Annotated in this window: 21 protein-coding genes; 18 read left to right on the top strand and 3 right to left on the bottom strand. The window is 69.3% G+C overall.

The genetic code is table 11. The features are described from left to right. Nucleotides 1–84: 84 nt before the first annotated feature. On the bottom strand, nucleotides 85–2,754 hold the full coding sequence (locus MYSTI_RS44930; protein ID WP_015351736.1) for a serine/threonine-protein kinase: 2,670 nt from the start codon (nucleotides 2,752–2,754) through the stop codon (nucleotides 85–87). 202 nt (nucleotides 2,755–2,956) lie between these two features. Here MYSTI_RS44930 and MYSTI_RS30815 point away from each other — a divergent pair, with 202 nt between their 5' ends. Together MYSTI_RS30815 and MYSTI_RS30810 are read left to right on the top strand one after the other, a co-directional pair. Continuing rightward, the gene (locus MYSTI_RS30815) at nucleotides 2,957–3,859 is read left to right on the top strand and encodes a phosphatase domain-containing protein (RefSeq protein ID WP_233278011.1); all 903 of its coding nucleotides are present in this window, start codon (nucleotides 2,957–2,959) and stop codon (nucleotides 3,857–3,859) included. Nucleotides 3,860–3,894: 35 nt separating this feature from the next. Further along, nucleotides 3,895–4,668, top strand: a complete 774-nt coding sequence (locus MYSTI_RS30810) for a hypothetical protein (RefSeq protein WP_044900766.1) — start codon at nucleotides 3,895–3,897, stop codon at nucleotides 4,666–4,668. Nucleotides 4,669–4,671: 3 nt separating this feature from the next. Here MYSTI_RS30810 and MYSTI_RS45415 read toward each other — a convergent pair whose 3' ends face one another. Further along, a complete protein-coding gene (locus tag MYSTI_RS45415) occupies nucleotides 4,672–4,806 on the bottom strand; it encodes a hypothetical protein (protein ID WP_267881033.1) in 135 nt (44 codons plus the stop codon). Nucleotides 4,807–5,034: 228 nt separating this feature from the next. Between MYSTI_RS45415 and MYSTI_RS30805 the strand changes: the two genes are divergently transcribed. After that, complete coding sequence (locus MYSTI_RS30805) at nucleotides 5,035–6,837, top strand: acyl-CoA dehydrogenase FadE (protein ID WP_015351733.1); 1,803 nt, start codon at nucleotides 5,035–5,037, stop codon at nucleotides 6,835–6,837. A gap of 9 nt (nucleotides 6,838–6,846) precedes the next feature. Here the strand turns inward: MYSTI_RS30805 and MYSTI_RS30800 are convergent, their stop codons facing one another. Further along, nucleotides 6,847–7,557, bottom strand: coding sequence for a PilZ domain-containing protein (locus MYSTI_RS30800; protein ID WP_015351732.1), 711 nt, complete (start codon nucleotides 7,555–7,557; stop codon nucleotides 6,847–6,849). 264 nt (nucleotides 7,558–7,821) lie between these two features. Between MYSTI_RS30800 and mraZ the strand changes: the two genes are divergently transcribed. The 15 genes from mraZ to MYSTI_RS30725 all read left to right on the top strand — a co-directional run bounded on the left by mraZ (nucleotide 7,822) and on the right by MYSTI_RS30725 (nucleotide 24,246). Next, nucleotides 7,822–8,274, top strand: a complete 453-nt coding sequence (gene mraZ / locus MYSTI_RS30795) for a division/cell wall cluster transcriptional repressor MraZ (RefSeq protein WP_015351731.1) — start codon at nucleotides 7,822–7,824, stop codon at nucleotides 8,272–8,274. Between the two features lie 46 nt (nucleotides 8,275–8,320). Further along, nucleotides 8,321–8,707, top strand: coding sequence for an STAS domain-containing protein (locus MYSTI_RS30790; protein WP_044281733.1), 387 nt, complete (start codon nucleotides 8,321–8,323; stop codon nucleotides 8,705–8,707). A 6-nt stretch (nucleotides 8,708–8,713) separates the two neighbouring features. Continuing rightward, the gene (gene rsmH / locus MYSTI_RS30785) at nucleotides 8,714–9,628 is read left to right on the top strand and encodes a 16S rRNA (cytosine(1402)-N(4))-methyltransferase RsmH (RefSeq protein WP_044281731.1); all 915 of its coding nucleotides are present in this window, start codon (nucleotides 8,714–8,716) and stop codon (nucleotides 9,626–9,628) included. After that, nucleotides 9,625–10,035, top strand: a complete 411-nt coding sequence (gene ftsL / locus MYSTI_RS30780; protein WP_015351728.1) for a cell division protein FtsL — start codon at nucleotides 9,625–9,627, stop codon at nucleotides 10,033–10,035. The genes rsmH and ftsL overlap by 4 nt, the downstream gene beginning before the upstream one ends. Beyond that, nucleotides 10,032–12,050, top strand: a complete 2,019-nt coding sequence (locus tag MYSTI_RS30775) for a PASTA domain-containing penicillin-binding protein (RefSeq protein WP_015351727.1) — start codon at nucleotides 10,032–10,034, stop codon at nucleotides 12,048–12,050. Before ftsL ends, MYSTI_RS30775 begins: the two co-directional genes overlap by 4 nt. 51 nt (nucleotides 12,051–12,101) lie before the next feature. Continuing rightward, the gene (locus tag MYSTI_RS30770; RefSeq protein WP_015351726.1) at nucleotides 12,102–13,625 is read left to right on the top strand and encodes a UDP-N-acetylmuramoyl-L-alanyl-D-glutamate--2,6-diaminopimelate ligase; all 1,524 of its coding nucleotides are present in this window, start codon (nucleotides 12,102–12,104) and stop codon (nucleotides 13,623–13,625) included. 33 nt (nucleotides 13,626–13,658) lie between these two features. Further along, the gene (locus MYSTI_RS30765) at nucleotides 13,659–15,062 is read left to right on the top strand and encodes a UDP-N-acetylmuramoyl-tripeptide--D-alanyl-D-alanine ligase (RefSeq protein WP_015351725.1); all 1,404 of its coding nucleotides are present in this window, start codon (nucleotides 13,659–13,661) and stop codon (nucleotides 15,060–15,062) included. Beyond that, nucleotides 15,062–16,240, top strand: coding sequence for a phospho-N-acetylmuramoyl-pentapeptide-transferase (mraY, locus tag MYSTI_RS30760; protein WP_015351724.1), 1,179 nt, complete (start codon nucleotides 15,062–15,064; stop codon nucleotides 16,238–16,240). The genes MYSTI_RS30765 and mraY overlap by 1 nt, the downstream gene beginning before the upstream one ends. A gap of 24 nt (nucleotides 16,241–16,264) precedes the next feature. Then, nucleotides 16,265–17,632, top strand: a complete 1,368-nt coding sequence (gene murD, locus MYSTI_RS30755) for a UDP-N-acetylmuramoyl-L-alanine--D-glutamate ligase (RefSeq protein WP_015351723.1) — start codon at nucleotides 16,265–16,267, stop codon at nucleotides 17,630–17,632. 4 nt (nucleotides 17,633–17,636) lie between these two features. Next, nucleotides 17,637–18,800, top strand: a complete 1,164-nt coding sequence (ftsW, locus tag MYSTI_RS30750; protein WP_015351722.1) for a putative lipid II flippase FtsW — start codon at nucleotides 17,637–17,639, stop codon at nucleotides 18,798–18,800. Next, complete coding sequence (gene murG / locus MYSTI_RS30745; RefSeq protein WP_015351721.1) at nucleotides 18,797–19,942, top strand: undecaprenyldiphospho-muramoylpentapeptide beta-N-acetylglucosaminyltransferase; 1,146 nt, start codon at nucleotides 18,797–18,799, stop codon at nucleotides 19,940–19,942. The genes ftsW and murG overlap by 4 nt, the downstream gene beginning before the upstream one ends. Continuing rightward, nucleotides 19,939–21,357, top strand: a complete 1,419-nt coding sequence (gene murC / locus MYSTI_RS30740; protein WP_015351720.1) for a UDP-N-acetylmuramate--L-alanine ligase — start codon at nucleotides 19,939–19,941, stop codon at nucleotides 21,355–21,357. Before murG ends, murC begins: the two co-directional genes overlap by 4 nt. A gap of 5 nt (nucleotides 21,358–21,362) precedes the next feature. Beyond that, nucleotides 21,363–22,298, top strand: a complete 936-nt coding sequence (gene murB, locus MYSTI_RS30735) for a UDP-N-acetylmuramate dehydrogenase (RefSeq protein ID WP_015351719.1) — start codon at nucleotides 21,363–21,365, stop codon at nucleotides 22,296–22,298. Continuing rightward, on the top strand, nucleotides 22,295–23,251 hold the full coding sequence (locus MYSTI_RS30730) for a D-alanine--D-alanine ligase (RefSeq protein ID WP_015351718.1): 957 nt from the start codon (nucleotides 22,295–22,297) through the stop codon (nucleotides 23,249–23,251). Before murB ends, MYSTI_RS30730 begins: the two co-directional genes overlap by 4 nt. A gap of 137 nt (nucleotides 23,252–23,388) precedes the next feature. Continuing rightward, on the top strand, nucleotides 23,389–24,246 hold the full coding sequence (locus MYSTI_RS30725) for a cell division protein FtsQ/DivIB (RefSeq protein ID WP_015351717.1): 858 nt from the start codon (nucleotides 23,389–23,391) through the stop codon (nucleotides 24,244–24,246). Nucleotides 24,247–24,282: the final 36 nt, after the last annotated feature.

The raw sequence follows: 24,282 nt of genomic DNA, 5'->3' as shown, positions 1-24,282 counted from the left end.
TGAGCCCTCCTTGTTGCCCAGGGTAGGGGGCTCGCCGGGGGGATCAACTTTTCGGCGACAGGCCGCTGCACGGCTGTAGCAGGCTCACGGGGTCGGGCGGCCGTGCCGGTGGCCCGCTGGCGGCATCCCTGCTTCCGAGGGGCGGACCACGGGGACGATGTCCACCAGGAGGGTGCCGGTGTTGTCGGCCAGATGGTCGTCCGGGAAGGCGAGCTGGAGCCACGACGCGCCTCGGAGGCGGGCGGGCTGGCCCACTTCCAGGAGCGCCAGGCCGCTGGGCGAGCCTTCGGGGCCCGGGTCCGTTCCCACCAGTCCAAGCACTCGCCCCACGGGGCCGCCGCTCAGGCCTCGGGTCCGGGCAGGCTCGGCGGTGTAGCGCAGCACGACGTCGTAGGTGGTGCCGGGGTCCAGCGCATGGACGACGAAGCGGTCCGCGCGCGCGAGCTTCACGGCGTGCTGGCGCGCGTCCAGCCGGAAGGGCGGGAAGCTGGGCCCGCCGAGCTCCCGCAGGTGGACCTGGAGACCTCCCCGGTTGTCCTCGCGGTGGGCGTCCAGGACGAAGACGTACAGGCTGGCGGCGTTGCGGATGAGCTGTTCGTCGGGGCCGAGGACGCCGAAGGACTCGTGGGCGGGGAGGTTCTTGTCGCCCTCGAGGAAGTAGCCCGCGTGCTCCACGGACATGGGCCCGCCGAGCGACATCCGTCCCTCGGTGTGCACCAGGTAGGTCCGGGCCGGGTCGAGTGGGACGCGAGCGGCGGAGGATACCGGGACGCGGAAGGCGTGGCTCACGGCGGAGATGCGGAACCCACCGGGGGCCCAGTCCGCGTCCTGGAGGGGGGGCGTGTTCGCGGCCTTGGCGGACGCGGTTCCCGGGGCGGAGGAGGTGTTGATTCGTGGACGAAGCCGCGCGTGGACGGCGAGGGTCGAGCCTCGCTCGGCGCGGACCACCTGGCTCCACGGGACCATGCCGGGAATCTGGATTTCGAGCAGGTGCTCACCGTCGGCGGGCAGGTGCGTGAGGAGGGCGGGGGTGACGGAGTCGAGCGGGCGACCATCGACGCGGATGGCTCCGCCAGGAGGCGAGGAGCTGAGCTCCACGGAGAAGGTGCCGTTGCGGCCGAGGACCATCACGACGAGGACCGCGCCGAGGGCCGCGAGCACCGGCGCGCCGAGGGCCGCGAGGCGGAAGCCCAGGCGGGACGGTGGGGCGTGAGTCGTCGGAGCGAGGTCCGGTGGCGGAGGCACTCCGGTGGGAGGACTCAGGAACGGAGAGGGGCGCGAGGGCTCGGCGGCCGTCAGCGGGGTCTCGCCCGTGGGCGGAGTCGAGCGGGGAGGCGACGAAGCCTGGGGCGTCGGTAGCGGGACTCCGGTCGAGGGTGTCGAGCGCGGATGCGACGAAGCGAGCTCCGTGGAGCGCACCCCGTCCGTCGACGACGTCGAGTGTGACAAGGACGTCGGGGGCGCTGCTTCCGTCCCGGATGCCGAGTGCGGAGGTTGCCCCGCCGACTCACCGTCTGTCCGCGGACCCTCGGCGCCCGAGGCCGAGTCAGGCACGGCGGGGATGGGCTGGGTGGTGCGTTCCCTGCGTCCCCTGCCAACGGAGCCAGGCTCGGCTCCGGGCGACGCGGGCACCTCGCTCGACGTGTCGACGCGAAGATCTTCCGGTGTGGGGACCGGCTCGGTGATGCGATCTCCGCGCGATACCTCGGGGGCCGCGGGCTCGCGGAAGGCGCGGCGCTCCGAGGACACACGCGTCCACCGGGACAGCTGCGAGAGGAACTCCCGAGGCAGCAGCACGGGCCGCCCGTCCGCCACGAGCTCCGCCTCGAACAGGTAGCCCATGAAGTGAGCCAGGGCGCTGGGAGAGATGTCCGGCGTGGTGGTGTTCAGGTACCGGGTGAGCGACTCCGCGAACAGCTCCGCGGAGGCGTAGCGCTGCTCTCGCTCCACGGCCAGCGCGGTGAGGAGGATGCGCTCGAGCGCGGAGGGGATGTCCGGCGCCAGCTCCCGAGGGCGCGGGAAGTCCCCCAGGGCAATCTTCCGCATCACATCCGTGGCATCGCCCTCGAACGGCCGGCGTCCGCACAGCGTCTCGTACAAGAGCGTGCCCGCCGCGAAGATATCGGCGCGCGCATCCAGCTCCCGCCCCCGGGCTTGCTCCGGCGCGAAGTACGCGTACTTGCCCATGCCGTCGGGCTCATCGGACATGAGCCCGCCCGCGAGCCGGGCCCGAGCGATGCCGAAGTCCACCAGCTTCACCTGGCCCTCGAAGCTGAGCAGCACGTTCTGCGGACTGACGTCGCGGTGGACGATGTGCAGGGGCCGGCCCCGGTCGTCCAGGCGCGTGTGCGCGTAGGCCAGGCCCTTGAGCACCTCGGCCGTCATCAGCAGGGCCAGCGGCTGCGGCAGGGTGTAGTGCCCCTTCTCCCGGGCTCGCCGCAGCACACGCGACAACGGGTGTCCGTCCACCCACTCCATCGCGATGAAGTACTGGCCCGCCACCTCACCGAAGTCGAAGACCTGGGCGATGTTGCCGTGGCTGAGGCCCGCGGCGATGCGCGCCTCGTTGACGAACATGGAGACGAAGGCGCTCTTGTCCGCGAAGCCCGGGAGGATTTTCTTGATGACCACCGGCTTGGTGACACCCGCCATGGCAGTCATACGAGCGCGGAATATCTCCGCCATGCCGCCCGTCGCGATGCGCTCGAGCAACGTGTACCTGCCGAAATCGAGCCCTTCGGGCGGGTGCTCCACGTGTCTTCCGGCTCCTCGGGGCGCACGGCCGCTGTGCTACCCCTCCACGACGCCTCGCAAGGCCCGTGAGAAGCTATCATCAGGGCTTGGCAAACATTAACACGAGAAAATTCCGATGAAAACGCTCTCTCGCCTTTTAGCCGTGATGGCGGTTCTCAGTGTTTCCCACGCTTTGGCGGCTCCTGCCGTCTTGCTGGCGCCGGTGCTCGGGAGACCGGAGGGCGTCAGCCTGCATGGCCGCGTGTTGAAGGAAGCCCCCGCGGAGAGCAGCACCGCGCTGTCGAGGAACCTGCGGCGCCTGGCTGCTCCCAACTGGGTGGGGGCCCAAGTAACGGTGCGCTTCCAGGACGTCACCGCGGTCGTCACGAGCCGCGACGATGGCGGCTTCGAGGTGAACCTGATTCCACCCGAAGGCCAGCGCTTCAAGGCGGGCGCCTCGGAAGCACACGCGTCCGTGGAGGGGGCCAGCACCACGGCCCGAGTGGAGGTGTTGCCGGAGTCGACGCCGCTGCTCGTGGTCTCCGACTTCGACGACACGCTCGCGCTGACGCACGTGACGAAGCCGACGAAGCTGGTGCAGGCCGCGCTGCTCAAGGACTCCGACTCGCAGCAGGTGGTGTTGGGGATGGCGGGGTTCTACGGCTGCCTGCGAGGTGCGTCCGCGTCCGCGTTCGCGCTGGTGAGTGGCTCCCCCATCCAGTACCTGCCGCGCGTGCAGGGCTTCCTGGAGCGCCATGCCTTCCCGTCAGGCTTCGGTGTGTATCTGCGAGACCTGGGCCCTGGGTCGCTGTCCGGTTACAAGCAGCCCACCATCCGCCGACTGCTGATGCAGTTCTCGCTGCCCGTGGTGTTGGTGGGGGACTCGGGAGAGAAGGACCCCGAGGTGTACGCGCAGATTCGCGAGGAGTTCCCGGGGCGCGTGAAGGCCATCTACATCCGCGACGCGGGACGCTCGTCGGATGCGAAGCGCTTCGCGGGCATGGTGCTGTTCAAGGACGCGAAGGAGGCGGCGGACCACGCGGTGGGGCTCGGGTTGGCGGATGCGGCGTGTGTGGCGAAAGCCTTCGCGGCCCCCCCGGCCAGCGCGGGGACGACGACTCCGTGAGGACGTGGGCCAGCGCGGGAGTGGTGTCGGGGCTGATGCTCGTGGCGGTGGGCTGTCGCGAGGAGAAGACCGCGGAGCCGCTTCAGGCCTTGAAGCCCGCGCCGCTGCCGACACTCGCCACGAAGGCTCCGGGCGGTGAGGACGCCCGCGGCCCAGGTCCCAGCGAGGCGGCGCCGGTCTATGGCGAAGTCCCTCCCTCGGATGCGCTGAAGCTGCTGGTGGCCGGAGAGCAGGTGCGCGTGGGCACGGAGCTGTTCGAGCCCTTGCGCCCGGAGTCCGCCGCGCGGCTCTCGGAGCGGGTGAAGGGGCGGGTGGTCCTGGTGGTGCCGGACGCGGACACGTTCCTGGCGCAGACCTCGGAGCTGTTCGCGGCCTTGCGCGACTCCGCGGAGGCGGTGTGGCTGGCGCATCCGGACGCCCCCGTGGCCTACCCGTTGGTGCTGCGCGACGAGGAGGGCTTTCGCGCGTGGCTGTCGGAGGTCGCGCCCGGAAAGCTGCGCATCATCCAGCGCGCGGATGGCTTCGAGCTGAGCACCAGCGTGGGCAAGCTGCCCGGTCCGGATGCGAATGGCCCGTCGGTGCCCGTGCGAGAGGGGAAGCAGGACCTGGCGACCTTGCGGCGGGGACTGGCGTTGCTCAAGGGGCGCTTCAAGACGTCCGAGGACCTCTGCCTGGTGCCGTCCTTCGGCACCGAGGTGGCGCAAGCCGCGCGAGCGCTGAGCGCCGTGTTCTCGGCCCCGGGAGCGCCTGTCTTCGAGACGCTGTGCCTGGTCTTCCCCACGCCTCGCCACGGGGGCGACGCGGGGTGAGGCTCAGCGTGGGATGCGCGGCCCCTCGCGAAGCTCCGAGGAGAGGGCGCGGGAGTCCTGGGCCGCGTGGGAGGAAGAGGCGCCGAGAACGCAGCTCAGGATGAAGATGAAACAGAACGCCGTGGGGACGCGTCGCATGGGGGCTCCAAGAACCTGGAGTGCCCGGGATAGTCACGGACGGCGGGTGGGGCCAGTGGCCCGCGAGTCTGAGGACACCGCCGGTGCGAGGTTCGACGTTCCCACGAGAAAAGGGCGGACCGGTTCGTGACACCTCCTATGATGGTTCGCGGAGTTGCTTGTCATGAGCGGGACATGGCGCCCGCTCGGCGGAGGTTGAACCCTCCGCGCACCCTGTGAGGTCTCGAGATGTCCACGGCCAATACGCCGGCTGCGTCGAAGGATGTTCCCCCGGGCGGTGCCTTCCTCTTCCAGGAGGTCGGCGCGTCCCCCATCGTCACGCCCGAGACCTTCTCGGAAGAGCAGCGCATGTTCTTCCGGACGGCACTTCAGTTCAGTCACGAGCAGATGCTCCCGCAGGCCGACAAAATCGAGCACAAGGACAACGTCCTGCTGCGTGAGTTGCTGCGTCAGGCGGGGGAGCTGGGCCTGCTGAGCGTGGACATCCCGGAGGCCTACGGCGGCACGGGCTTGGACAAGACGACGTCGCTGCTGCTCGCGGAGGCCATGGGCCTCAACGGCTCCTGGTCCGTCACCTTCGGCGCGCACGTGGGCATCGGCACGCTGCCCATCGTCTGGTTCGGCAACGCGGCCCAGAAGGCGAAGTACCTGCCGAAGCTCGCCACCAGCGAGTGGGTGGCCGCGTACGCGCTCACCGAGCAGGGCAGCGGCAGCGACGCGCTGGGCGCGAAGACGAAGGCGGTGCTGTCGCCGGACGGCAAGCACTGGATCCTCAACGGCTCCAAGCTCTTCATCACCAACGCGGCCTTCGCGGACGTGTTCGTCGTCTTCGCCAAGGTGGACGGCGACAAGTTCACCGGCTTCATCGTGGAGAAGGACACGCCGGGCTTCACCGTGGGGCCCGAGGAGCACAAGATGGGCATCCGGGGCTCGTCCACGTGTCCGCTCTACTTCGAGGACGCGCGCGTCCCCGTGGAGAACCTGCTGGGCGAGGTGGGCAAGGGCCACAAGATTGCCTTCAACATCCTCAACTACGGCCGCTTGAAGCTGGGCGCGGGTGTGCTCGGGGGTATGAAGCTCCAGCTCGCCGAAGCGCTGCGCTTCGCCCAGGAGCGCAAGCAGTTCGGCACGCCCATCTCCCGCTTCCCGCTCTCGCGCGAGAAGCTGGCGCGGATGACGGCGCTCATCCACGCGCTGGAGAGCATGACGTACCGCACGTCGGGCCTGGTCGACGCGCGCCTCGCCGCCCGCGACAAGTCCGCGCCCGACTTCGAGTCCCATCTGCTGGCCGCGGTGGAGGAGTACGCCATCGAGTCCTCCATCATGAAGGTCTACGGCTCGGAGGCCCTGTGGCAGCTCGTGGACGACGCGGTGCAGCTGCACGGCGGCGCGGGCTACATCGAGGAGTACCCCGTCGAGCGCGCCTACCGCGACGCGCGCATCAACCGCATCTTCGAGGGCACCAACGAAATCAACCGCATGCTCATCACCGGCATGCTCCTCAAGCGCGCGGTGAAGGGGGACCTGCCGCTGTTCGCCATGGCGGGCAACGTGGCGGAGGAGATGGCGCGCGGTGAGAAGCCCCAGGCCCGGACCCAGGACGAACTGGCGCCGCAGGAGGTGGCCGCCGAGGCCGCCAAGCGCCTGGCGCTCCACGGCCTGAGCCTGGCCGCGCAGACCTTCGGCCCGGAGCTGGAGAAGCACCAGGACGTGCTCGCGGCCCTCACCGACGTGGTGATGGATGCGTTCGCGCTCGACTCCATGGTGGCTCGCGCGCGGCAGGCCGCCACCGACGGGAAGCTGGACCCGGTGCGCGTGGCGCTGATTCGCACCATCGCCTTCGACAGCACCTCCCGCATCCAGGACCGCATGCGCCGCGCCTTGTGCTCCACCCTCAAGGGGGACGCGCTGGCGAAGGAGCTGGGACGGCTGGGGACGCTCGACACCTTCACGCCGTATGACCCGGCGGAGGTCCGGGAGACGGTGATGGCCGCCGTCGAGTCCGCGGGCGGCTACCCCTTCGCGGCGTAGCCGACGCCGTCACGGCATCCGCGTCACCGCGTCCATGCCGAAGCTCACCCGCGCCTTCCAGGGCGCGGGGGGCAGCGACTCCAGGGCGAGCAGCGCGTCCAGCCTCTGCTGCATGGGCGCGCGCAGCCTTCCGAACGTCGCGCCGAAGCCCGGCGTCACCGTGGCGGCGTCCTTGCGAGGAATCGACGAGGTCCACACCACCTCGCCGTGCAGGACGAGCTCGCCCCCCATCAAGTCCATCTCCAGGAGGAAGGGCGTCCCCACGCGCACGTGGCGGGGCAGGGCGGGCGCCATGACCTCCAGGCCCACGCCTCCCCGGGAGATGTCCCGGACCAGGAAGGCCGGCGACAGCGGCGTGGCCTCCGCCGCGCGCAGGGTCAGCGGCAGCCGGGGAAAGCGCCGCAGTCCTTCTGTTTCTTGCGCGGAGAAGATGCGCTGGAGCACCGCGTCCAGGGGCGAGCGGTCCTCGCCCGCGCCGTAGCGCACCGTGAGCAGGTAGCCCGGCTCCTCGCGAGGCGGCTCCACCGCCACCACCTCACCCAGGACCTCCACCGGTCGGGGGACACCTCCGAGATACAGCTCGAAGGTGAATCGAGTGCCCAGCGGCAGGCTCCGGCGCGTCCGCAGGGTGACGCCTCCTTGACCCACGCTGCGCGTGTACTCCCCCACCAGGGACTGCGGGCTCTTGTAGGCCACCTTCAGTCGCACGCTCTTGTTCACGCACCCGTCACTCTGCGCTCTTCCAAGAGGGAGCTCAAGTTTACCCCAGTCTGACGGGTAGGGCGCCGCAACGCGGCAAACACCTGACCTTCCAGGTGTGACGGGTTGTCTGGATGTCGTGGACCCACCGGCGGCGTGTACCGACCTGTTGCGGTTTCTTGACCCCCCTGGGGGGCCCGCGTATGAATGCCGCCCGGTAGTGGCAAGAAGTGGGAAGGAGTGGAGCTTCATCCCTTCGTGGGCTGAAAAGGTGGATCGTCCCCTGTGTTCCGAGGCGTCTATGAGCACCAGATCGACGCGAAGGGGCGGACGAGCCTCCCGGCGAAGCTCCGGGAAACCCTGGTCGGGGCGTATGACGAGCGGCTCATCATCACGACAGCCCTGGACCGGTGCCTCCACGCCTACCCGGTGCGGGAGTGGGAGGCGCTCGAGGCGTCTCTCGCGCGGCGCAACCCCATGGAGCCCGGGGTGAAGACGCTGATGCGGCTGTACGTGGCGAGCGCCCAGGAGTGCCCGTTGGACAGGCTGGGCCGCCTGCTCATCCCCCCCTCACTTCGAAGCTATGCGGGGTTGGAGAAGGACGTGGTGTGGGCGGGGATGGTGAAGGTCATCGAGCTGTGGAGCCGCGAGGGCTGGGCGAAGGCCCAGGAAGAGGCCCGCCAGGAAGCGACCTCCGCGGACGTGATGAAGGTGCTCTCCGAGCTGCGGCACGCGTAGCCGGAAAGTCGACAGAAGGCGTGAGTCCCGAGAGGGTGGTACGCGTATGAATCAGGTTCTGGAGGTACGGCGGAGGGCGACCAGCGCGGTGGTGGGCGCGGAGCGTGTGGAGACGCTCATGCTGGAGGGCGAGCTCGACGAGCAGGACCTGGTGAAGCTGTGCGACGAACTCACCCAGCGCATGCACCGCGGGATGCGTCAGGTGGTGTTGGACCTGTCCGAGGTGGGGCACCTCAACTACCGGGGCGTCAAGCCGCTGATGTCCCGGGCGGAGGCGCTGCGCCGCGCGGGAGGCGACCTCAAGCTGTCCGGTCTGTCTCCGTACCTGGCCGCCATCTTCCGGGCCGCCGGCGCGCACGACGCGTTTGAAATCTACCCGCACATGAACGATGCACGCGCCGCCTTCGCGCTCGCGCGGGCTCCCTTCGTCTGAGTGCTCGTGGGGGCCTCGGACTTCCAGCACCACACCGTCTTGCTGCGTGAAGCGGTCGAGTTGCTTCGGCCAGGAGCGGGGAAGGTGATCATCGACGGCACACTGGGTGGTGGTGGCCACACGGAGGCGCTCCTGGCTCAAGGGGCGTCCGTGGTGGGCGTCGACCGCGACCCGGTGGCGCTCGCGGCGGCCACCTCCCGCCTGGGGCCCAACCCCCGCTTCCAGGGGCGCGAGGGCAACTTCGCGGACCTGCCGCGGGTGGCCTCGGACCTGATGCCCGTGGATGGCGTGCTGGTGGACCTGGGCGTGTCCTCGCCCCAGCTCGACGTCGCCGAGCGCGGCTTCTCCTTCTCCAAGGACGGCCCGCTGGACATGCGGATGGGCGCGGATGGCCTCACGGCAGCGGAGCTCATCGCCTCCACCGACGAGCAGGAGCTCGTGCGCATCCTGAAGGAATACGGTGAAGAGCCCTTCGCGCGGCCCATCGCCCGCGAGCTCAAGCGCGCGCTGCCCACGCGCACGCTGGAGGCGGCGGAGGTCGTCAAGCGCGCGGTGCCTCGCAAGGCGTGGCCCACGCGCATCCATGTCGCCACCCGGACGTTCCAGGCGCTGCGCATGGCGGTCAACCAGGAGCTGGAGGCGCTGGACGCGCTGCTGTCCTCGCTGCCCTCGCTGCTCAAGGTGGGAGGCCGCGCGGCGGTCATCTCCTTCCACTCGCTGGAGGACCGCAAGGTGAAGGAGGCGTTCCGGGCGCTGGAGGGCCGCTGCACGTGTCCGCCGGGCCTGCCCATCTGCGCCTGTGGCTACGTGGGGAACTTCACCGTCGTGACGAAGAAGGCCGTGGCCGCCTCGGAGCAAGAGGTGGAGGTCAATCCCCGCTCTCGGAGCGCGCACCTGCGCGTGGTGGAGAAAGTGCGATGAGCAAGGCGTCGTCCCAGCGTGGCTCCGTGTCGGTGGCGGGCGTGCTGATGCACCTGTTGCCGGCCGTCCTCCTGTTCGCCCTCTTCGCCGCGGTGGGCATCCTCCACGTCACCAGCCGGGTGATGGTGGTGGACATGGGCTACCGCCTGTCTCGCGCGGAGGCGGAGAGCCGCTCGCTCACGCGGGAGAATGATCGCCTCAAGCTGGAGCTGGCCACGCTCAAGGCCCCGGGCCGTCTGGAGCGCGTGGCCCGCGAGCAGCTGGGCATGGCCATGCCCGCCGGAAGCGCGGTGGTGTCGCTGAGCGCGGACAAGCCCGCGCGGGGCAGCGCATCCGCTTCGGCCCCCGCCCCGTCCCAGGACAAGCCCGGCGTTCGGGTGGCGGGACGCGGAGGCGCCGGGCGGTGAGGGACTTCAAGGCGACCCGGGCTCCCGAGCCCAACGCGAAGGGCCTGAAGCTGCGGGTGCAGCTGCTGTTCAGCCTCTTCCTGCTCCTTCTGGGGGTCGCCTTCGGCCGCGCGGTACAGCTCCAGGTGTTCGAGCAGGAGAAGCTGCGCGGCATGGCGCAGGACCAGTACGTCCGCCAGATTGAGATTCCAGCCCGCCGCGGCGACATCTTCGACCGGCGTGGCGCGCCGCTGGCCCAGAGCGTGGAGGTGGACTCCATCTGGGTGGACCCGTCCATGCTGCCCGACGTGCGCCAGTCCGCGCGCGCCATGGCCAAGGTGCTGAAGATGGACGCGGAGGAGCTGACCGCGCGTCTGACGCGGGCCAAGCGCTTCGCGTGGGTGAAGCGCCAGGCCAAGCCGCAGGAAGTGGCCGCGGTGAAGGGCCTGGGCCTGCCGGGGCTGGGCTTCACCAAGGAGCCCAAGCGCTTCTATCCGCAGCGCGAGCTGGGCGCACACGTGGTGGGCACCGTGGGCCTGGACGGCAAGGGCCTGGAGGGCCTGGAGCTCGCCTTCGAGGACGAGCTGTCCGGCCAGAACTCCCGCATGTCGGGCTTCCGCGACGCCAAGGGCCGCAAGCTGCTGGTGCAGGGCGCGGTGGATCAGCTCCAGCGCCAGGGCGCGGCCGTCACGCTGACCCTGGACAGGCATCTGCAGTACGTGGCCGAGAAGTCCCTGGCCAAGGCCGTGGAGGACGCCAAGGGCGTCGCCGGCATGGTGGTGGCGTTGGACCCGAAGACGGGCGAGCTGCTGGCGCTGGCCAACTACCCGCGCTTCAACCCCAACACCCCGGAGTCCAGCTCCCGCGCGGGGATGCGCAACCGCGCCGCCCTGGACACCTTCGAGCCGGGTTCCACGCTCAAACCGCTGGTGGTCGCAACCGCGCTGGACCAGAAGGCGATAACGCCAGAGAGCGTCTTCTTCTGCGAGAATGGCGCCTGGCGGGTCGGCCGCCATACCATCAATGACCACGGCTCCCACGGGTGGCTGGCCCCGCGGGACATCCTCCGGACGTCCTCCAATATCTGCATGGCGAAGATGGCGCAGGTGCTGGGACGCGAGAAGATGGTGGCCGGCTATCATGCCTTCGGCTTCGCCGAGCGCACCGGGCTGTCCCTGCCGGGCGAGGGCCGGGGTGTCATCCCCTTCCCGAAGGCGGAGGTCTCCCTGGCCACCCAGTCCTTCGGGCAGGGCATGACGGCCACCGCGGTGCAGATTGCGGCCGGCATTGGTGCGCTGGCCAACGATGGCGTGCTGATGCGTCCCTACCTGGTGTCGAAGGTGGTGGACCCTGACGGAGTCGTGCTGTTGGAGAACCGCCCCACGGAAGTTCGCAGGGCGGTATCCACGAAGGTGGCGCGGGAGGTCGTGGGCATGCTCGAGTCCGTGGTGGGCAAGGGTGGCACCGCGACGCGCGCCTTCATGGAGGAGTACCGGGTGGCAGGCAAGACGGGCACCGCTCAGAAGGCGGACCCGGTGGCGCGTGGCTACTCGGACAAGCGCATCGGTTCCTTTGTCGGCATGGTGCCGGCCGAGGATCCTCGCATCGTCATTCTCGTGGTGGTGGACGAACCCAAGACAGACGTGTACGGGGGGTTCGTGGCTGCCCCTGCTTTCAAGGAAATTGCGACCGCCGCCATGGCTCACCTGGCCGTGCCTCCGTCTCGGACGGCGGCACCTGGGGGAGTCGTGGCCGCCGCATCCTCCGCGCCTGCCGCGGCGAAGCCGGTGGCCAAGGCCACCGAGCCCGTCCGGCCGGTGTTGGTGGAGGCGGATTCGGAGAGCCCTGACCTCGGCACGGTGCGTGTGCCGGACGTCCAGGGCGCCGGTGGCCGTGAGGCCGTGGTGAAGCTGCTCGCCGCGGCATTGGAGCCACAGGTACAGGGAAGTGGTCGTGTGGTGTCTCAAACCCCCGCCGCCGGCTCGCTGGTGGAGAAGGGGGCCCGGGTGACGCTGGAGCTGGCGGCGCGGCAATAAGGCCGCGCTGACTCCAGGCCCCGTGCTTGCAATGCGTGTGAAGGGGAAGAGATGAAGCTGACGGATGTCCTCGCAGGGTGTGGTGCCGAGCAGACCTCGGGCGGTCGTTCCGCGGTCGACGTCACCGGTGTGACCCAGGACTCGCGGCGTGTGAAGCCTGGCGACTTGTTTATCGCCATTCCCGGCACCAAGGAGGATGGTGCCCAGTTCATCGGCGAGGCCGTGTCACGGGGTGCCGTGGCGGTGGTCTCCGAGAAGCCGGTGCCTTCCTCGCAGGTGCCCTTCTTCAAGGTGGGCAGCGCGCGCAAGGCGCTGGCGCTCATCGCCGCGAACTTCCATGGACGCCCGGCCGACAAGCTGACGCTCCTGGGCGTCACGGGCACCAACGGGAAGACGACCACGACGTATCTCCTGGAGGCGATGAGCTCGGCGGCCTATGTGTCCACCGGCGTCATCGGCACGCTGGGCTACAAGTTCGGTGGCAAGACGGTGTCCACCGCCAACACCACCCCGGATGCGCTGGAGCTGCACCGCATCTTCCGGGAGATGGTGGACGCGGGCGTGGAGACGGTGGTGATGGAGGTCTCCAGCCACGCGCTCGCGCAGGAGCGCGTGCACGGGCTGACCTTCAAGTCCGCGGGCTTCAGCAACCTGAGCCGCGACCACCTGGACTACCACAAGGACATGGAAGACTACTTCCAGGCGAAGCGGAAGCTCTTCGCCGAGAACCTGTCCTCCTCGGGCGTCGCGGTGGTGAACGGCGACGACACGTACGCCAGCCGCATCTACAACGAGCTGCGTGGCCAGAAGCGCATGGCGTGGAAGTTCAGCCGCCTGGGCAATGGTGAGATCTCCGCCGCGGACGTCACCTTCTCGCTGTCCGGAATCACGGGCACGCTGAAGACGCCCTCGGGAGACATCGCGCTGAAGAGCAAGCTGCTCGGTCCCCACAACCTGGAGAACATCCTCCTGGCGGTGGGTGTCGGCATCGGCGCGGGCTTCTCGCGCAGCGACGTGAAGGTCGGCATCGAGCGGATGACGCCGGTGGAAGGCCGCATGGAGCGCGTGGAGAACTACGGTCCGAGCGGGGCGCCGGCGGTGCTGGTGGACTACGCCCACACGGACGACGCGCTCAAGCGTGCGCTGGAGGCCGCGCGTGCGCTGGCCAAGGGCCGCGTCATCGTGGTCTTCGGCTGCGGTGGAGACCGGGACAAGGGCAAGCGTCCGCTGATGGGCGCGGTGGCCGCGGAGGCCGCGGACCTGGCCGTCATCACCAGCGACAACCCCCGCACCGAGGACCCGGATGAGATCATCGGTCAGGTGACGCCGGGCCTGGAGAAGAGCGGCCTGCGCCGCATCTCCGCGGCCAAGGCGAAGTCTGGCGAGAAGGGCTACCTGGTGGACGCGGACCGACGCGCGGCCATCGAGCAGGCCATCAGCCTGGCGACGGCGGACGATGTCGTCCTCATCGCGGGCAAGGGCCACGAGACCTACCAGCAGGTGGGCCAGGAGAAGCACACCTTCGATGACCGCCAGGCGGCGGCGAAGGCGTTGGCGAACCGCACTCCCGGCTGACGAAGGCGGCGCGGCCCGGACTCCCCCACCCGTATGGCAGCTCGATTCAGCGACGAAGAGGTGGTGCAGGCGACCGGGGCGACCCGGCGTGGAGATTCGGGGCCGGCCGGCTTCACCGCGGTCTGCACCGATACGCGCGCGCTCACCCAGGGCTGCCTCTTCGTGGCCCTGGTGGGCGAGCGCTTCGATGCACACAGCTTCGTGGACGCGGCGGCCCGGGGTGGCGCCGCGGCCGCGGTGGTGGCGAAGGGCCGTACCCTGCCGGTGCTGCCGGAGGGCTTCGTCCTCTATGAAGTCGAAGACACGCTGAGGGCGTTGGGGGCCCTGGGCCGCCACCACCGTCAGCGCTTCCGCATCCCCATCTGCGCGGTGGGCGGCTCCAACGGGAAGACGACCACCAAGGAGATGGTGGGCGCCATCCTGGCCACGCGAGGGCCGGCGCTGAAGACGGAAGGCAACTTCAACAACGAAATCGGTGTCCCCCTGACGCTGTTCCGGCTGGAGCCCCAGCACGTGGCGGCGGTCATCGAGGTGGGGATGAACCAGCCCGGCGAAATCGAGCGGCTCACCCGGGTGGTCCAGCCGGACGCGGGTGTCATCACCGTGGTCCAGCCGGAGCACCTGGAGGGCCTGGGCAGCCTTCAGGGCGTGGCGAACGCCGAGGGAGAGATGTTCCAGGAGATGGGCGCGGGGACCACCATCGTGGTCAACGTGGATGATGCGCTCATCCCCGCCCAGGCCGAGCGCAGCGCGGCGAACCGGCTGACGTTCGGTCGCGCCGAGAGCGCCGACGTGCGGCTGGTCTCGGTGGAGACGAAGGGGCTCGAGGGCATGGTGGCCACGGTGCGCCACCTGGGCCGCGAGTGGCCGGTGCGCCTGTCCTTCATCGGTCCGCACAACGCGCAGAACGCCACGGCGGCCTTCGCGGTGGCGCTGGCGCTGGGCTACACGCCGGAGGAGTGCGTGCGGGGGCTGGAGATGGCGCGTCCGTACTCGCGGCGCCTCAACGTGGTGGCGGGGCGGGGCGGCGTGACGGTGATTGACGACTGCTACAACGCGAACCCCGCGTCGATGGACGCGGCGCTCGAGACGCTGGGCACGCTGGTGACGGCCGACGGCCGTGCGGTGGCGGTGCTGGGCGACATGCTGGAGTTGGGCCCGGGAGAGATGGAGGAGCACGCGCGGTTGGGCGAGCTCGCCGGGAGCAAGGCGGCGCTGGTGGCCTTCTTCGGGCCCCGCTCCGCCGAGGGATTCAAGCGCGCGGGGCTGGGTGGGTCCGCGGCGCATTTCACGGAGGTGGAGTCGCTGGTGGCGTGGTTGACGCCGCGGCTGCTGCCTCGGGACGTGGTGCTGGTGAAGGCGAGCCGCGGGATGCGGCTGGAGCGCGTGGTGGCCGCCCTGACGGGAACGGTCGCGCCCTCCGGAGGAAACCACTAGTGCTGTACCTGCTCTACGAGCTCATCCAGAACACGGAGGCGGGGCGCATCCTCAACTTCTTGCGCTACCCCACCTTCCGCATCATCGCCGCCGGTGTCTTCGCGCTCGTGCTGGGCATGCTGATTGGTCCGCGCCTCATCGACAGGCTGCGGCTGAATCAGTACGGGCAGAGCAACGTGCGCGAGAACACGCCGGACTCGCATCAGAAGAAGAAGGGCACGCCCACCATGGGTGGCACGCTCATCCTCATCTGCATCGCGGCCGGCACGCTGCTCTTCGCGGACCTGAAGAGCCGGGTCATCTGGGTGGTGCTGCTGCTCACCTTCGGCTACGGCTTCATCGGCTTCCTGGACGACTGGCTCAAGCTGTCCAAGCGCAACTCGAAGGGCCTGGCCGGGCGCAAGAAGATGGCGCTGCAGACCTTCTTCTACCTGGTGGCCGTCTTCGGACTCTTGACCACGTGGACGCAGCCGGATGGCTCCTTCAGTCCCACGCTGCTCATCAATACGCGGCTGACGCTGCCCTTCATCCCTTCCCATTGGTTCAACCTGGACCTGGGCTGGTTCTACGTCGTCTTCGCGTGGCTGGTCATCGTGGGCACATCCAACGCGGTGAACCTCACCGACGGCCTGGACGGGCTCGCCATCGTCCCGACGATCGTCTCGGCCATCACCTTCGCGGTGCTCTGCTACGTTGCGGGCACGACGCTGAGCATCGCGGACTCGGTGACGGTGGGCGGGGCGACGAAGCTGGTGGCGACGCCGCTGTATCAATACCTGGGCATCCTCCAGGTGCCGGGCGGGGCGGAGCTGGCGGTGTTCTGCGCCTCCATCGTCGGTGCGGGCATCTCGTTCCTGTGGTTCAACACCTACCCGGCCTCCGTCTTCATGGGCGACATCGGCTCGCTGGCGCTGGGGGGCGCGCTGGGCGCGCTGGCGGTGCTGTCCAAGAACGAGGTGGTGTCCGCCATCATCCACGGCATCTTCTTCGCGGAGGCGCTGAGCGTGATGATTCAGGTGGCCTCCTTCAAGATGACGGGGAAGCGCGTCTTCAAGATGGCGCCGGTGCATCACCACTTCGAGCTCAAGGGCCTGGCCGAGCCGAAGATCATCGTCCGTTTCTGGATCGTCTCCATCCTCTGTGGTGGCGTGGCGCTCCTATCGCTGAAGCTGCGCTGAGTCTCCTCGAGAGGTGGCACATCCATGACGGTCTCGCTGTCCGGGCAGAAGGTGTTGGTGTACGGGCTGGCGAAGAGCGGCGTGGCGGCGCTGCGCTTGTTGCGACAGCACGGCGCGCACGTCACCGCGCTGGATGCTCGCGGTGAGGACGCGCTGGGAGACGTGGCCCGCGAGGTGAAGTCGCTGGGGGCCACGCTGGTCACGGTCCCCGCACCGCAGGGTCTGCTGGAGTCGCAGGCCCTGGTGGTGGTGAGCCCCGGCGTGCCGCTGGCGCTCCCGGAGCTGCGAGCCGCCGCCGCCGCCGGAGTGCCCATCTGGGGCGAGGTGGAGCTGGCGTCGCGCTTCCTGGAGTCGGTGCCGCTGTTCGGCATCACCGGCACCAACGGCAAGAGCACCACCACGGCGTTGACGGGGGAGCTGTTCGCGAAGAGCGGCCGTCGCACCTTCGTGGGTGGCAACCTGGGCCGGCCCTTCAGCGAGGCGGCGATGTCGCCCGGGGATTGGGATGCCCTGGTGGTGGAGCTGTCCAGCTTCCAGCTCGAGGGTATCCAGACGCTTCGCCCGCGCGGCGCCGTCATCCTCAACCTGACGCCGGACCACCTGGACCGGTACGCGAGCCACTCGACCTACGGCGAGGCCAAGGCACGCATCTTCCATCACCAGCGCGCGGGAGACTTCGCGGTGGTGAACGCGGACGACGCGGAGGTGATGGGCCTGGCGCGCCAGGCGAAGGTGCCCGTGTACGGCTTCAGCGTGACGGGCAAGCCGGTGGTGGACGCGCCGGTGCTCGCGGGGCTGGCGGTCGCGGAGGAGGGCGGCTTCCGGCTGGACTTCCAGGGCGAGCACTACCGGCTGAACAACCGCGCGCTGCGCGGGGCGCACAACGCGCAGAACGCGATGGCGGCGACGCTGCTGGCGCGGCTGGGCGGGGTGTCGGCCGACGCGGTGCAGGCGGGGCTCGACAGCTACCCGGGCCTGCCGCACCGGCTGGAGAGTGTGCGGGTGTTGGACGGGGTGGAGTGGGTGAACGACTCGAAGGCCACGAACGTGGACTCGGTGCTGGTGGCGCTGAGGGCCTTCCGAAGCGGGCTGTGGCTGATTGCCGGCGGCAAGGGCAAGGGCGCGCCGTACGCGCCCATGGTGGAAGAGGGGCTGGGCAAGGTGAAGGGCGTGCTGACCATCGGCGCGGACGCGGACGTGCTGGCGCAGGCGTACGCGGGACGCGCGCAGGTGCACGCGTGCGGGACGTTGGCGGTGGCGGTGGAGAAGGCGCGAGAGCTGGCGAAGGCGGGGGAGACGGTGCTGCTGTCACCCGCGTGTGCGTCGTACGATCAGTTCAAGAACTTCGAGGACCGGGGCGACACGTTCAAGCGCCTGGTCGGAGCGCTGTGACGGCATGAAGACCTCTCCTCCGTCGACCTCGCTCGTGCGGTTCGACCCCTTGCTGCTGTGCGCCGTGCTGGCCCTCGTCACCATTGGATTGGTGATGGTGTACTCGGCGAGCGCGGTGCTCGCGCAGGACAAGCTGGGAGACAGCTTGTACTTCTTCAAGCGGCAGCTCACCGCGGCCGGCATGGGCCTGGTGGCCATGGCCGTGGCCATGAAGGTGGGGTGGCGCAAGCTGGCGCGCTGGGCGTATCCGCTGCTGCTCGCGGCCATCGTCCTGCTGGTGCTGGTGGCGATTCCGGGCATCGGCTCGACGGCGGGTGGCGCGCGGCGCTGGATTCGGCTGCCGGGCTTCAGCCTCCAGCCGGCGGAGGTCGCCAAGTTCGCGTGGGTGGTCTACCTGTCCTATTCGCTGGCGAAGAAGCGCGAGAAGGTGGCGACGTTCTCCGTGGGCTTCCTCCCGCACCTGGCGCTCTGCGGCATCCTGGTGATGCTTTGCATGCTCCAGCCGGACTTCGGCAGCAGCGTGTTGCTGGTGTTCATGCTGTTCGTGCTGCTGTTCGCCGCGGGCGCGAAGCTCAGCTATCTGGTGGGCTCCATCCTGCTCGCGCTGCCGCTGGCCTACGTGGCCATCGCCTCCAGCCCGTACCGGATGAAGCGCATCCTGGCCTTCCTGGACCCGTGGGCGCATCGCCATGACGTGGGCTACCAGGTGGCGGAGTCGCTCATGTCCATCGGCTCTGGCGGCGTGGTGGGCCTGGGCCTGGGGGACGGGCGACAGAAGCTCTTCTTCCTGCCGGAAGCCCATACGGACTTCATCTTCTCCATCCTGGGTGAGGAGACGGGGCTGGTGGGCGTGGGGGTGCTCGTCGCGCTCTACGCCATCGTCCTGTGGCGCGGCGTGCGCGCGAGCCTGGCGGCGGGGGAGACCTTCGGCACGTACCTGGGGCTGGGCTTCACCTCCATCATCGCGTTCCAGGCCACGGTGAACATGTGCGTGGCCATGGGGCTGCTCCCGACGAAGGGGCTGACGCTGCCGTTCGTCTCGTACGGCGGCACGTCGCTGGTGGTGCTGATGTCGGCGGCGGGGGTGTTGTTGTCGCTGAGCGCCAGTGCGCAGGGGGCGCCGAAAAGCTCGCGAGCAGGCTCGGAGTTGAGGGAGGTGGCGGCGTGAAGGTGCTCATCGCGGGAGGCGGCACCGGTGGACATCTCTTCCCCGGCATCGCGCTGGCGGAAGAAGTGGTGACGCGTCACCACGCCAATGAGGTCGTCTTCGTGGGCACGGAGCGAGGCCTGGAGGCGCGCGTGGTTCCGCGCGAGGGCTATCCGCTGGAGCTGGTGAAGGTGCAGGGCCTCAAGGGCAAGGGCCTCTTCTCGTTGCTCAAGGCGCTGGTGGCGCTGCCCCTGGCCTTCATCGAGTCGTTTCGCATCCTCGTGCGGCAGAAGCCGGACGTGGTGGTGGGCGTGGGCGGCTACGCGAGCGGGCCGGTGGTGCTGGCCGCGTGGCTGATGGGCATCCCCACCGCCATCCAGGAGCAGAACGCGCTGCCGGGCCTCACCAACAAGGTGCTGGGCAAGGTGGTGCGCGTGGTCTTCATCGCCTTCGAGGAGGCGCGGCGCTTCTTCCCCGAGAAGAAGGTGCAGCTCATCGGCAACCCCATCCGCCGCAAGCTGATGGACAACTACCTGCGCAGCCACGTGGCGCACGAGAACTTCTCGGTGCTCGTCTTCGGCGGCAGCCTGGGCGCGCGGGGCATCAACCAGCGGATGTTGGAGGCGCTCGACTCGCTGGGCGACTTGAAGGGCGACGTGCGCTTCGTGCACCAGACGGGGAAGAACGACCTGGAGATGGTGCGCAAGGGCTACGCGGACAAGGGCTTCCAGGCGGAGGTGGTGGAGTTCATCGACGACATGTCGAGCGCGTACGCGAAGGCGGACCTCGTCGTCTGTCGCGCGGGCGCCACCACGTTGGCGGAGCTCACGGTGTGCAAGAAGGCGAGCATCCTCATTCCCTTCCCGCACGCCACGGATGACCACCAGACGGTGAATGCGCGGGCGCTGGTGGATGCGGGCGCGGCGTTGATGTTCCAGGAGTCGGAGCTGACGGGGCAGAAGCTGGCGGAGACGCTGCGGACGCTGAAGTCGCAGCCGGAGCGTCTCAAGGGCATGGAGAAGAAGGCGGCGCTGCTGGGCCGTCCCGAGGCGGCGAAGGAGCTGGCGGACGTGTGTGTTGACCTGATGGTGCAGACCTGGGGCCCCAGTGGCCGCGAGCGCGCCACCCCCGAGGCGAAGAAGGCACCCAGGAGCGAGTCGTGACGAAGAACAAGCCTCAGAGTCTCTTCAAGACGCGGCATGCCGCGCAGGTGCACTTCGTGGGCATCGGCGGCATCGGCATGAGCGGCATCGCCGAGGTGCTGCTGAACCTGGGCTACCGGGTGTCCGGCTCCGACTTGAAGGAGAGCGACATCACCCGGCGCCTGGCGCGCATGGGCGCCACCCTCTTCGAGGGACACAAGGCGCAGAACCTGGTCCAGGCCGACGTGGTGGTGATTTCGTCGGCGGTGCGCAAGGACAACCCCGAGGTCGTCACCGCGCGCCAGCGCAAGATTCCCGTCATCCCGCGCGCGGAGATGCTCGCGGAGCTGATGCGGCTGAAGTACTCGGTCGCGGTGGCCGGCAGCCACGGCAAGACGACGACGACGTCCATGGTGGCCACGGTGCTGAGCGCCGCGGGCCTGGACCCGACGGCGGTGGTGGGCGGCAAGGTGAACGTCCTCGACTCCAACGCCAAGCTGGGCAACAGCGAGCTGATGGTGGTGGAGGCGGACGAGAGCGACGGCAGCTTCCTCAAGCTGCACCCGTCCATCTCCATCGTCACCAACATCGACCCGGAGCACATGGACCACTACGGCTCGCTGGAGACGCTCCAGACGGCCTTCGTGGAGTTCTGCAACCGGGTGCCGTTCTACGGCCTCAACGTGCTGTGCCTGGACAACCCCAACGTCCAGGCGCTGCTGCCGCGCATCGAGAAGCGCTTCGTCACGTACGGCAGCTCGCACATGGCGGACTACCGCCTGGAGAGCATCTCCCTGGACGGCTTCACCACGACGTTCCAGGCGTTCCGCCGTGAAGAGGCGCTGGGTGAGTTCCGCGTGCGCATGGTCGGCGCGCACAACGCCTTCAACGCGCTGGCCGTCATCGCCGTGGCGGAGGAGATGGACATCCCGCTGGAGACGGTGCGCACCGCGCTGGCCGAGTTCGGCGGCGTGCAGCGGCGCTTCACCGTGAAGGGCGAGGCGAAGGGCATCACCGTGGTGGATGACTATGGTCATCACCCCACGGAGGTGCTGGCCACGCTCGCGGGCGCGCGCCGCGCGTTCGGTCGGCGCGTGGTGGTGGCCTTCCAGCCGCACCGCTATACGCGCACGCATGACCTGATGAAGGAGTTCACCACCGCGTTCAACGACGCGGACGTGCTCTTCGTCAGCAGCGTCTACGCGGCCGGTGAGGAGCCGATTCCCGGAGCGACGGGAGACGCGCTGGCGGACGCCATCCGCGCGCACGGGCACCGTGACGTGACGTATGTCCCCAAGCGCACGGACCTGCCCGCGGCGCTGCTGCCTCGGCTGCGCGAGGGCGACCTGGTGCTGACGCTGGGCGCCGGTGACATCACCCACGTGGGCCCGGACCTCTTGAGCCTGCTCAACGCCCCCGCCGTGACGAAGGGCTAGCCGTCATGGTGGACGAGGGTGTGAAGACGGCGCTGGCGGAGCGCTTCGAGCAGGTGCCGGAGTGCGAGGTGAAGGCCGGGGCACCCCTGGCCCCACTCATCAGCGTCCGGGTCGGTGGCGCGGCGGAGGCGCTGGTGCGTCCGCGCACGGTCGATGCGCTGGTGGCCTTGCTGAAGCTCGCGCGCGACGAGGGGGCTCCTGTCACCATCCTGGGCGGTGGGGCCAACACGCTGGTGGGCGACGGCGGCGTGCCGGGGCTCACCGTGAAGGTTCCGGGGACGCTGTTCCCGGAGGAAATCGAGGTGGGGGCCGAGGAGGGCCTCATCACCTTGTGCGCGGGCTCGGCCATCGTGCGCATCGTCAACGTGATGCGGGCCCAGGGGCTGGTGGGCGCGGAGTTCCTCGCGGGCATCCCGGGGACCCTGGGCGGCGCGGTGTCGATGAACGCGGGCACGAAGAACGGCGAGGCCTACCGGGTCATCGACGCGGTGGAAGTGGCGACGGCGGACGGGGTGGGGTGGCTCACCAAGGCGCAGATTCCGCACTCCTACCGGCACTCGGAGTTGCCTCCGGGCGGTGTGGTGACGCGGGTGCGCTTCCGCCTCCCCAAGGGGGACGTGGACGCCTCCAAGGCGGCGATGGACGCGGACCTGGGCTACCGCAAGCGCACGCAGCCCTTGAGTCAGCCGAACTTCGGCAGCGTCTTCACCAATCCGCCGGGCGACCATGCCGGGCGGCTCATCGAGCGCGTGGGCCTGAAGGGGCACACGCTGGGGCGGGCGCAGATTTCGACGCTGCACGCCAACTGGATTGTCAACCTGGGCGGGGCCTCCGCTCGGGACGTGCTGGGCCTCATCACGCTGATGCAGACGCGCGTGCGAGAGGAGGCCGGCGTGGAGATGAAACCCGAAGTCAAACGCGTGGGGGAGTTCCTGCCATGACAGTCATTCGCGGTGCCTTCAGCAAGGACGAACTCAAGCACAAGCGCGTGGGCGTGTTGTACGGCGGCCTCTCCGCCGAGCGCGAAGTGTCCCTGCGCACCGGCGCCGCCGTGGCCGAGGCGCTGCGCTCGCTGGGCTACACCGTGGTGGACATCGACGTGGGCAAGGACCTGCCCGCGCGCCTCGTCGCGGAGAAGGTGGACGTGGCGTGGCTGGCGGTGCACGGCCGCTACGGCGAGGACGGCAGCCTCCAGGGACTGCTCGAGTCCATGTTCATTCCCTACACGGGCAGCGGCGTGCTGGCCTCCGCGCTGGGCATGGACAAGGTCTACGCCAAGCAGGTGTTCGTGGCGCATGACATCCCCACGCCCGCCTACCGCGCGTTCCAGGACGAGGCCTCCGCGCTGGCGGCGGGGGACTCGCTGCCGTTTCCCTTCCCCGTCGTCGTGAAGCCCAGCCGAGAGGGCAGCAGCGTGGGCGTGCACATCTGCAAGACGCGCGACGCGTATGACGCCGCGGTGCGGGATGCTGCGAAGTACGCGGGCACCCTCCTGGTGGAGCAGTTCGTCAAGGGCCGCGAAGTCCAAGGTGGAGTCCTGGACGATGAGGCGCTCGGTGTCATCGAGGTTCGCGCCGCACGCGAGTTCTACGACTACGATGCGAAGTACAAGGCGGGCACTGGAACGCAGTACCTCTTCCCCGCGCCCCTTCCTCCGGATCAGTATGCACGGGTCAACGAGGTATGCCTGGGCGCGCACCGGGCCCTGGGCTGTGCAGGGGGGTCGCGCTCGGATGTCATCGTCACCGAGGGAGGCGCTGTGTTCCTGCTGGAAACCAACACGCTGCCGGGCATGACGGCCACCAGCCTGCTGCCCAAGATTGCGGCTGGACGCGGTATCGACTTCCCGTCCTTGTGCGAGCGCCTGTTGCAAGGGGCCTGTCTCAAGGCTTAGAAGGCGCCCCCCTTCCGAATCCCCCTCGAAGTCTCGCGCCCCTCGTGTGTCTTGGGGCGCTACAGCAACGTGGCTGTCGCCAAAAACTGGCGTGGAGAAACATCCGCGCGCAGCATGCGTGTCACCGTTCACTCACCATGGCCTTTGGTCGAAACAAGAACCGCCGCCGTCAGGACGCCGCCCAGCGAAACGAGGCGGTCAAAGGCGCGGTGCGTTCGAAGGGACCGGGCGTGATGAAGGTGCTGGCGCTGACGCTGGCGACGGGGCTGTTGGTGTGGGGCGGGGTGGAGCTGAGGCGCTGGGCGCTCCAGTCTCCGCGGTTCGAGCTGGCGGCGGTGTCGTTCTCCGGCCTGCAGCGCGCCTCGCGCGTGGAGTTGCTGCGGCTGGCGGCGCTGACGAAGGGGCAGAACCTGTGGGCGTTGGACGTGGGGGCGCTGGAGCGCACCATGCTTCAGCACCCGTGGGTGAAGAAGGTGGAGGTGTCCCGGCGTTTCCCCAACCGCGTGTCGGTCGCGGTGACGGAGCATGTGCCGGAGGCACTGGCGGTGCTGGGCGAGCTGTACGTGTTGGACGAGGAGGGCGAGCCCTTCAAGCGGGTGACGCCAGGGGATGGACTGGACCTGCCGCTCGTCACCGGGGTGGACCGGGAGGGCTACGTGGCGGACCCGGACCAGGCGCGCCAGCGGTTCCAGGCAGCGCTGGAAGTGGCTCGGGCGTACACGAAGGAGGCGGTGGCGGGCAAGCCCGAGCGGCTGTCCGAGGTGCGGATGGAGGGGCGGGACGTGACGCTGGTGGCGGCTTCCGGCCAGGAAGTGCGCCTAGGCGAAGGAGATTCCGAGGTCAAGCTGCAGCGGTTGGCCCGTGTCCGGCGCGAACTGGGCGCCAGGGGGCTTGCAGCGGAGATCATTCACCTGGATAACCGGGCCCGGCCCGGTTGGGTGGCGGTGAAGATTTCGAGCCCCGTGTCCGAGAGGAACGGGAGCGCGAAGCAGTAAGAGGACGCCCCTTTCACGAGAGTGGGGGGCCTGGGA

Source organism: Myxococcus stipitatus DSM 14675, from assembly GCF_000331735.1.
Classification (GTDB): Bacteria; Myxococcota; Myxococcia; order Myxococcales; family Myxococcaceae; genus Myxococcus; species Myxococcus stipitatus.
This window is presented reverse-complemented; position numbering and strand designations above follow the sequence as displayed.

Bases quoted from the DNA above. Each gene is read 5' to 3' on its own strand.
- MYSTI_RS30810 (WP_044900766.1), top strand. From the start codon at position 3,895: ATGCTCGTGGCGGTGGGCTGTCGCGAGGAGAAGACCGCGGAGCCGCTT.
- MYSTI_RS45415 (WP_267881033.1), bottom strand. From the start codon at position 4,806: ATGCGACGCGTCCCCACGGCGTTCTGTTTCATCTTCATCCTGAGCTGC.
- MYSTI_RS30805 (WP_015351733.1), top strand. From the start codon at position 5,035: ATGTCCACGGCCAATACGCCGGCTGCGTCGAAGGATGTTCCCCCGGGC.
- MYSTI_RS30790 (WP_044281733.1), top strand. From the start codon at position 8,321: ATGAATCAGGTTCTGGAGGTACGGCGGAGGGCGACCAGCGCGGTGGTG.
- ftsL (WP_015351728.1), top strand. From the start codon at position 9,625: ATGAGCAAGGCGTCGTCCCAGCGTGGCTCCGTGTCGGTGGCGGGCGTG.
- MYSTI_RS30770 (WP_015351726.1), top strand. From the start codon at position 12,102: ATGAAGCTGACGGATGTCCTCGCAGGGTGTGGTGCCGAGCAGACCTCG.
- MYSTI_RS30765 (WP_015351725.1), top strand. From the start codon at position 13,659: ATGGCAGCTCGATTCAGCGACGAAGAGGTGGTGCAGGCGACCGGGGCG.
- murD (WP_015351723.1), top strand. From the start codon at position 16,265: ATGACGGTCTCGCTGTCCGGGCAGAAGGTGTTGGTGTACGGGCTGGCG.
- ftsW (WP_015351722.1), top strand. From the start codon at position 17,637: ATGAAGACCTCTCCTCCGTCGACCTCGCTCGTGCGGTTCGACCCCTTG.
- murB (WP_015351719.1), top strand. From the start codon at position 21,363: ATGGTGGACGAGGGTGTGAAGACGGCGCTGGCGGAGCGCTTCGAGCAG.
- MYSTI_RS30730 (WP_015351718.1), top strand. From the start codon at position 22,295: ATGACAGTCATTCGCGGTGCCTTCAGCAAGGACGAACTCAAGCACAAG.
- MYSTI_RS30725 (WP_015351717.1), top strand. From the start codon at position 23,389: ATGGCCTTTGGTCGAAACAAGAACCGCCGCCGTCAGGACGCCGCCCAG.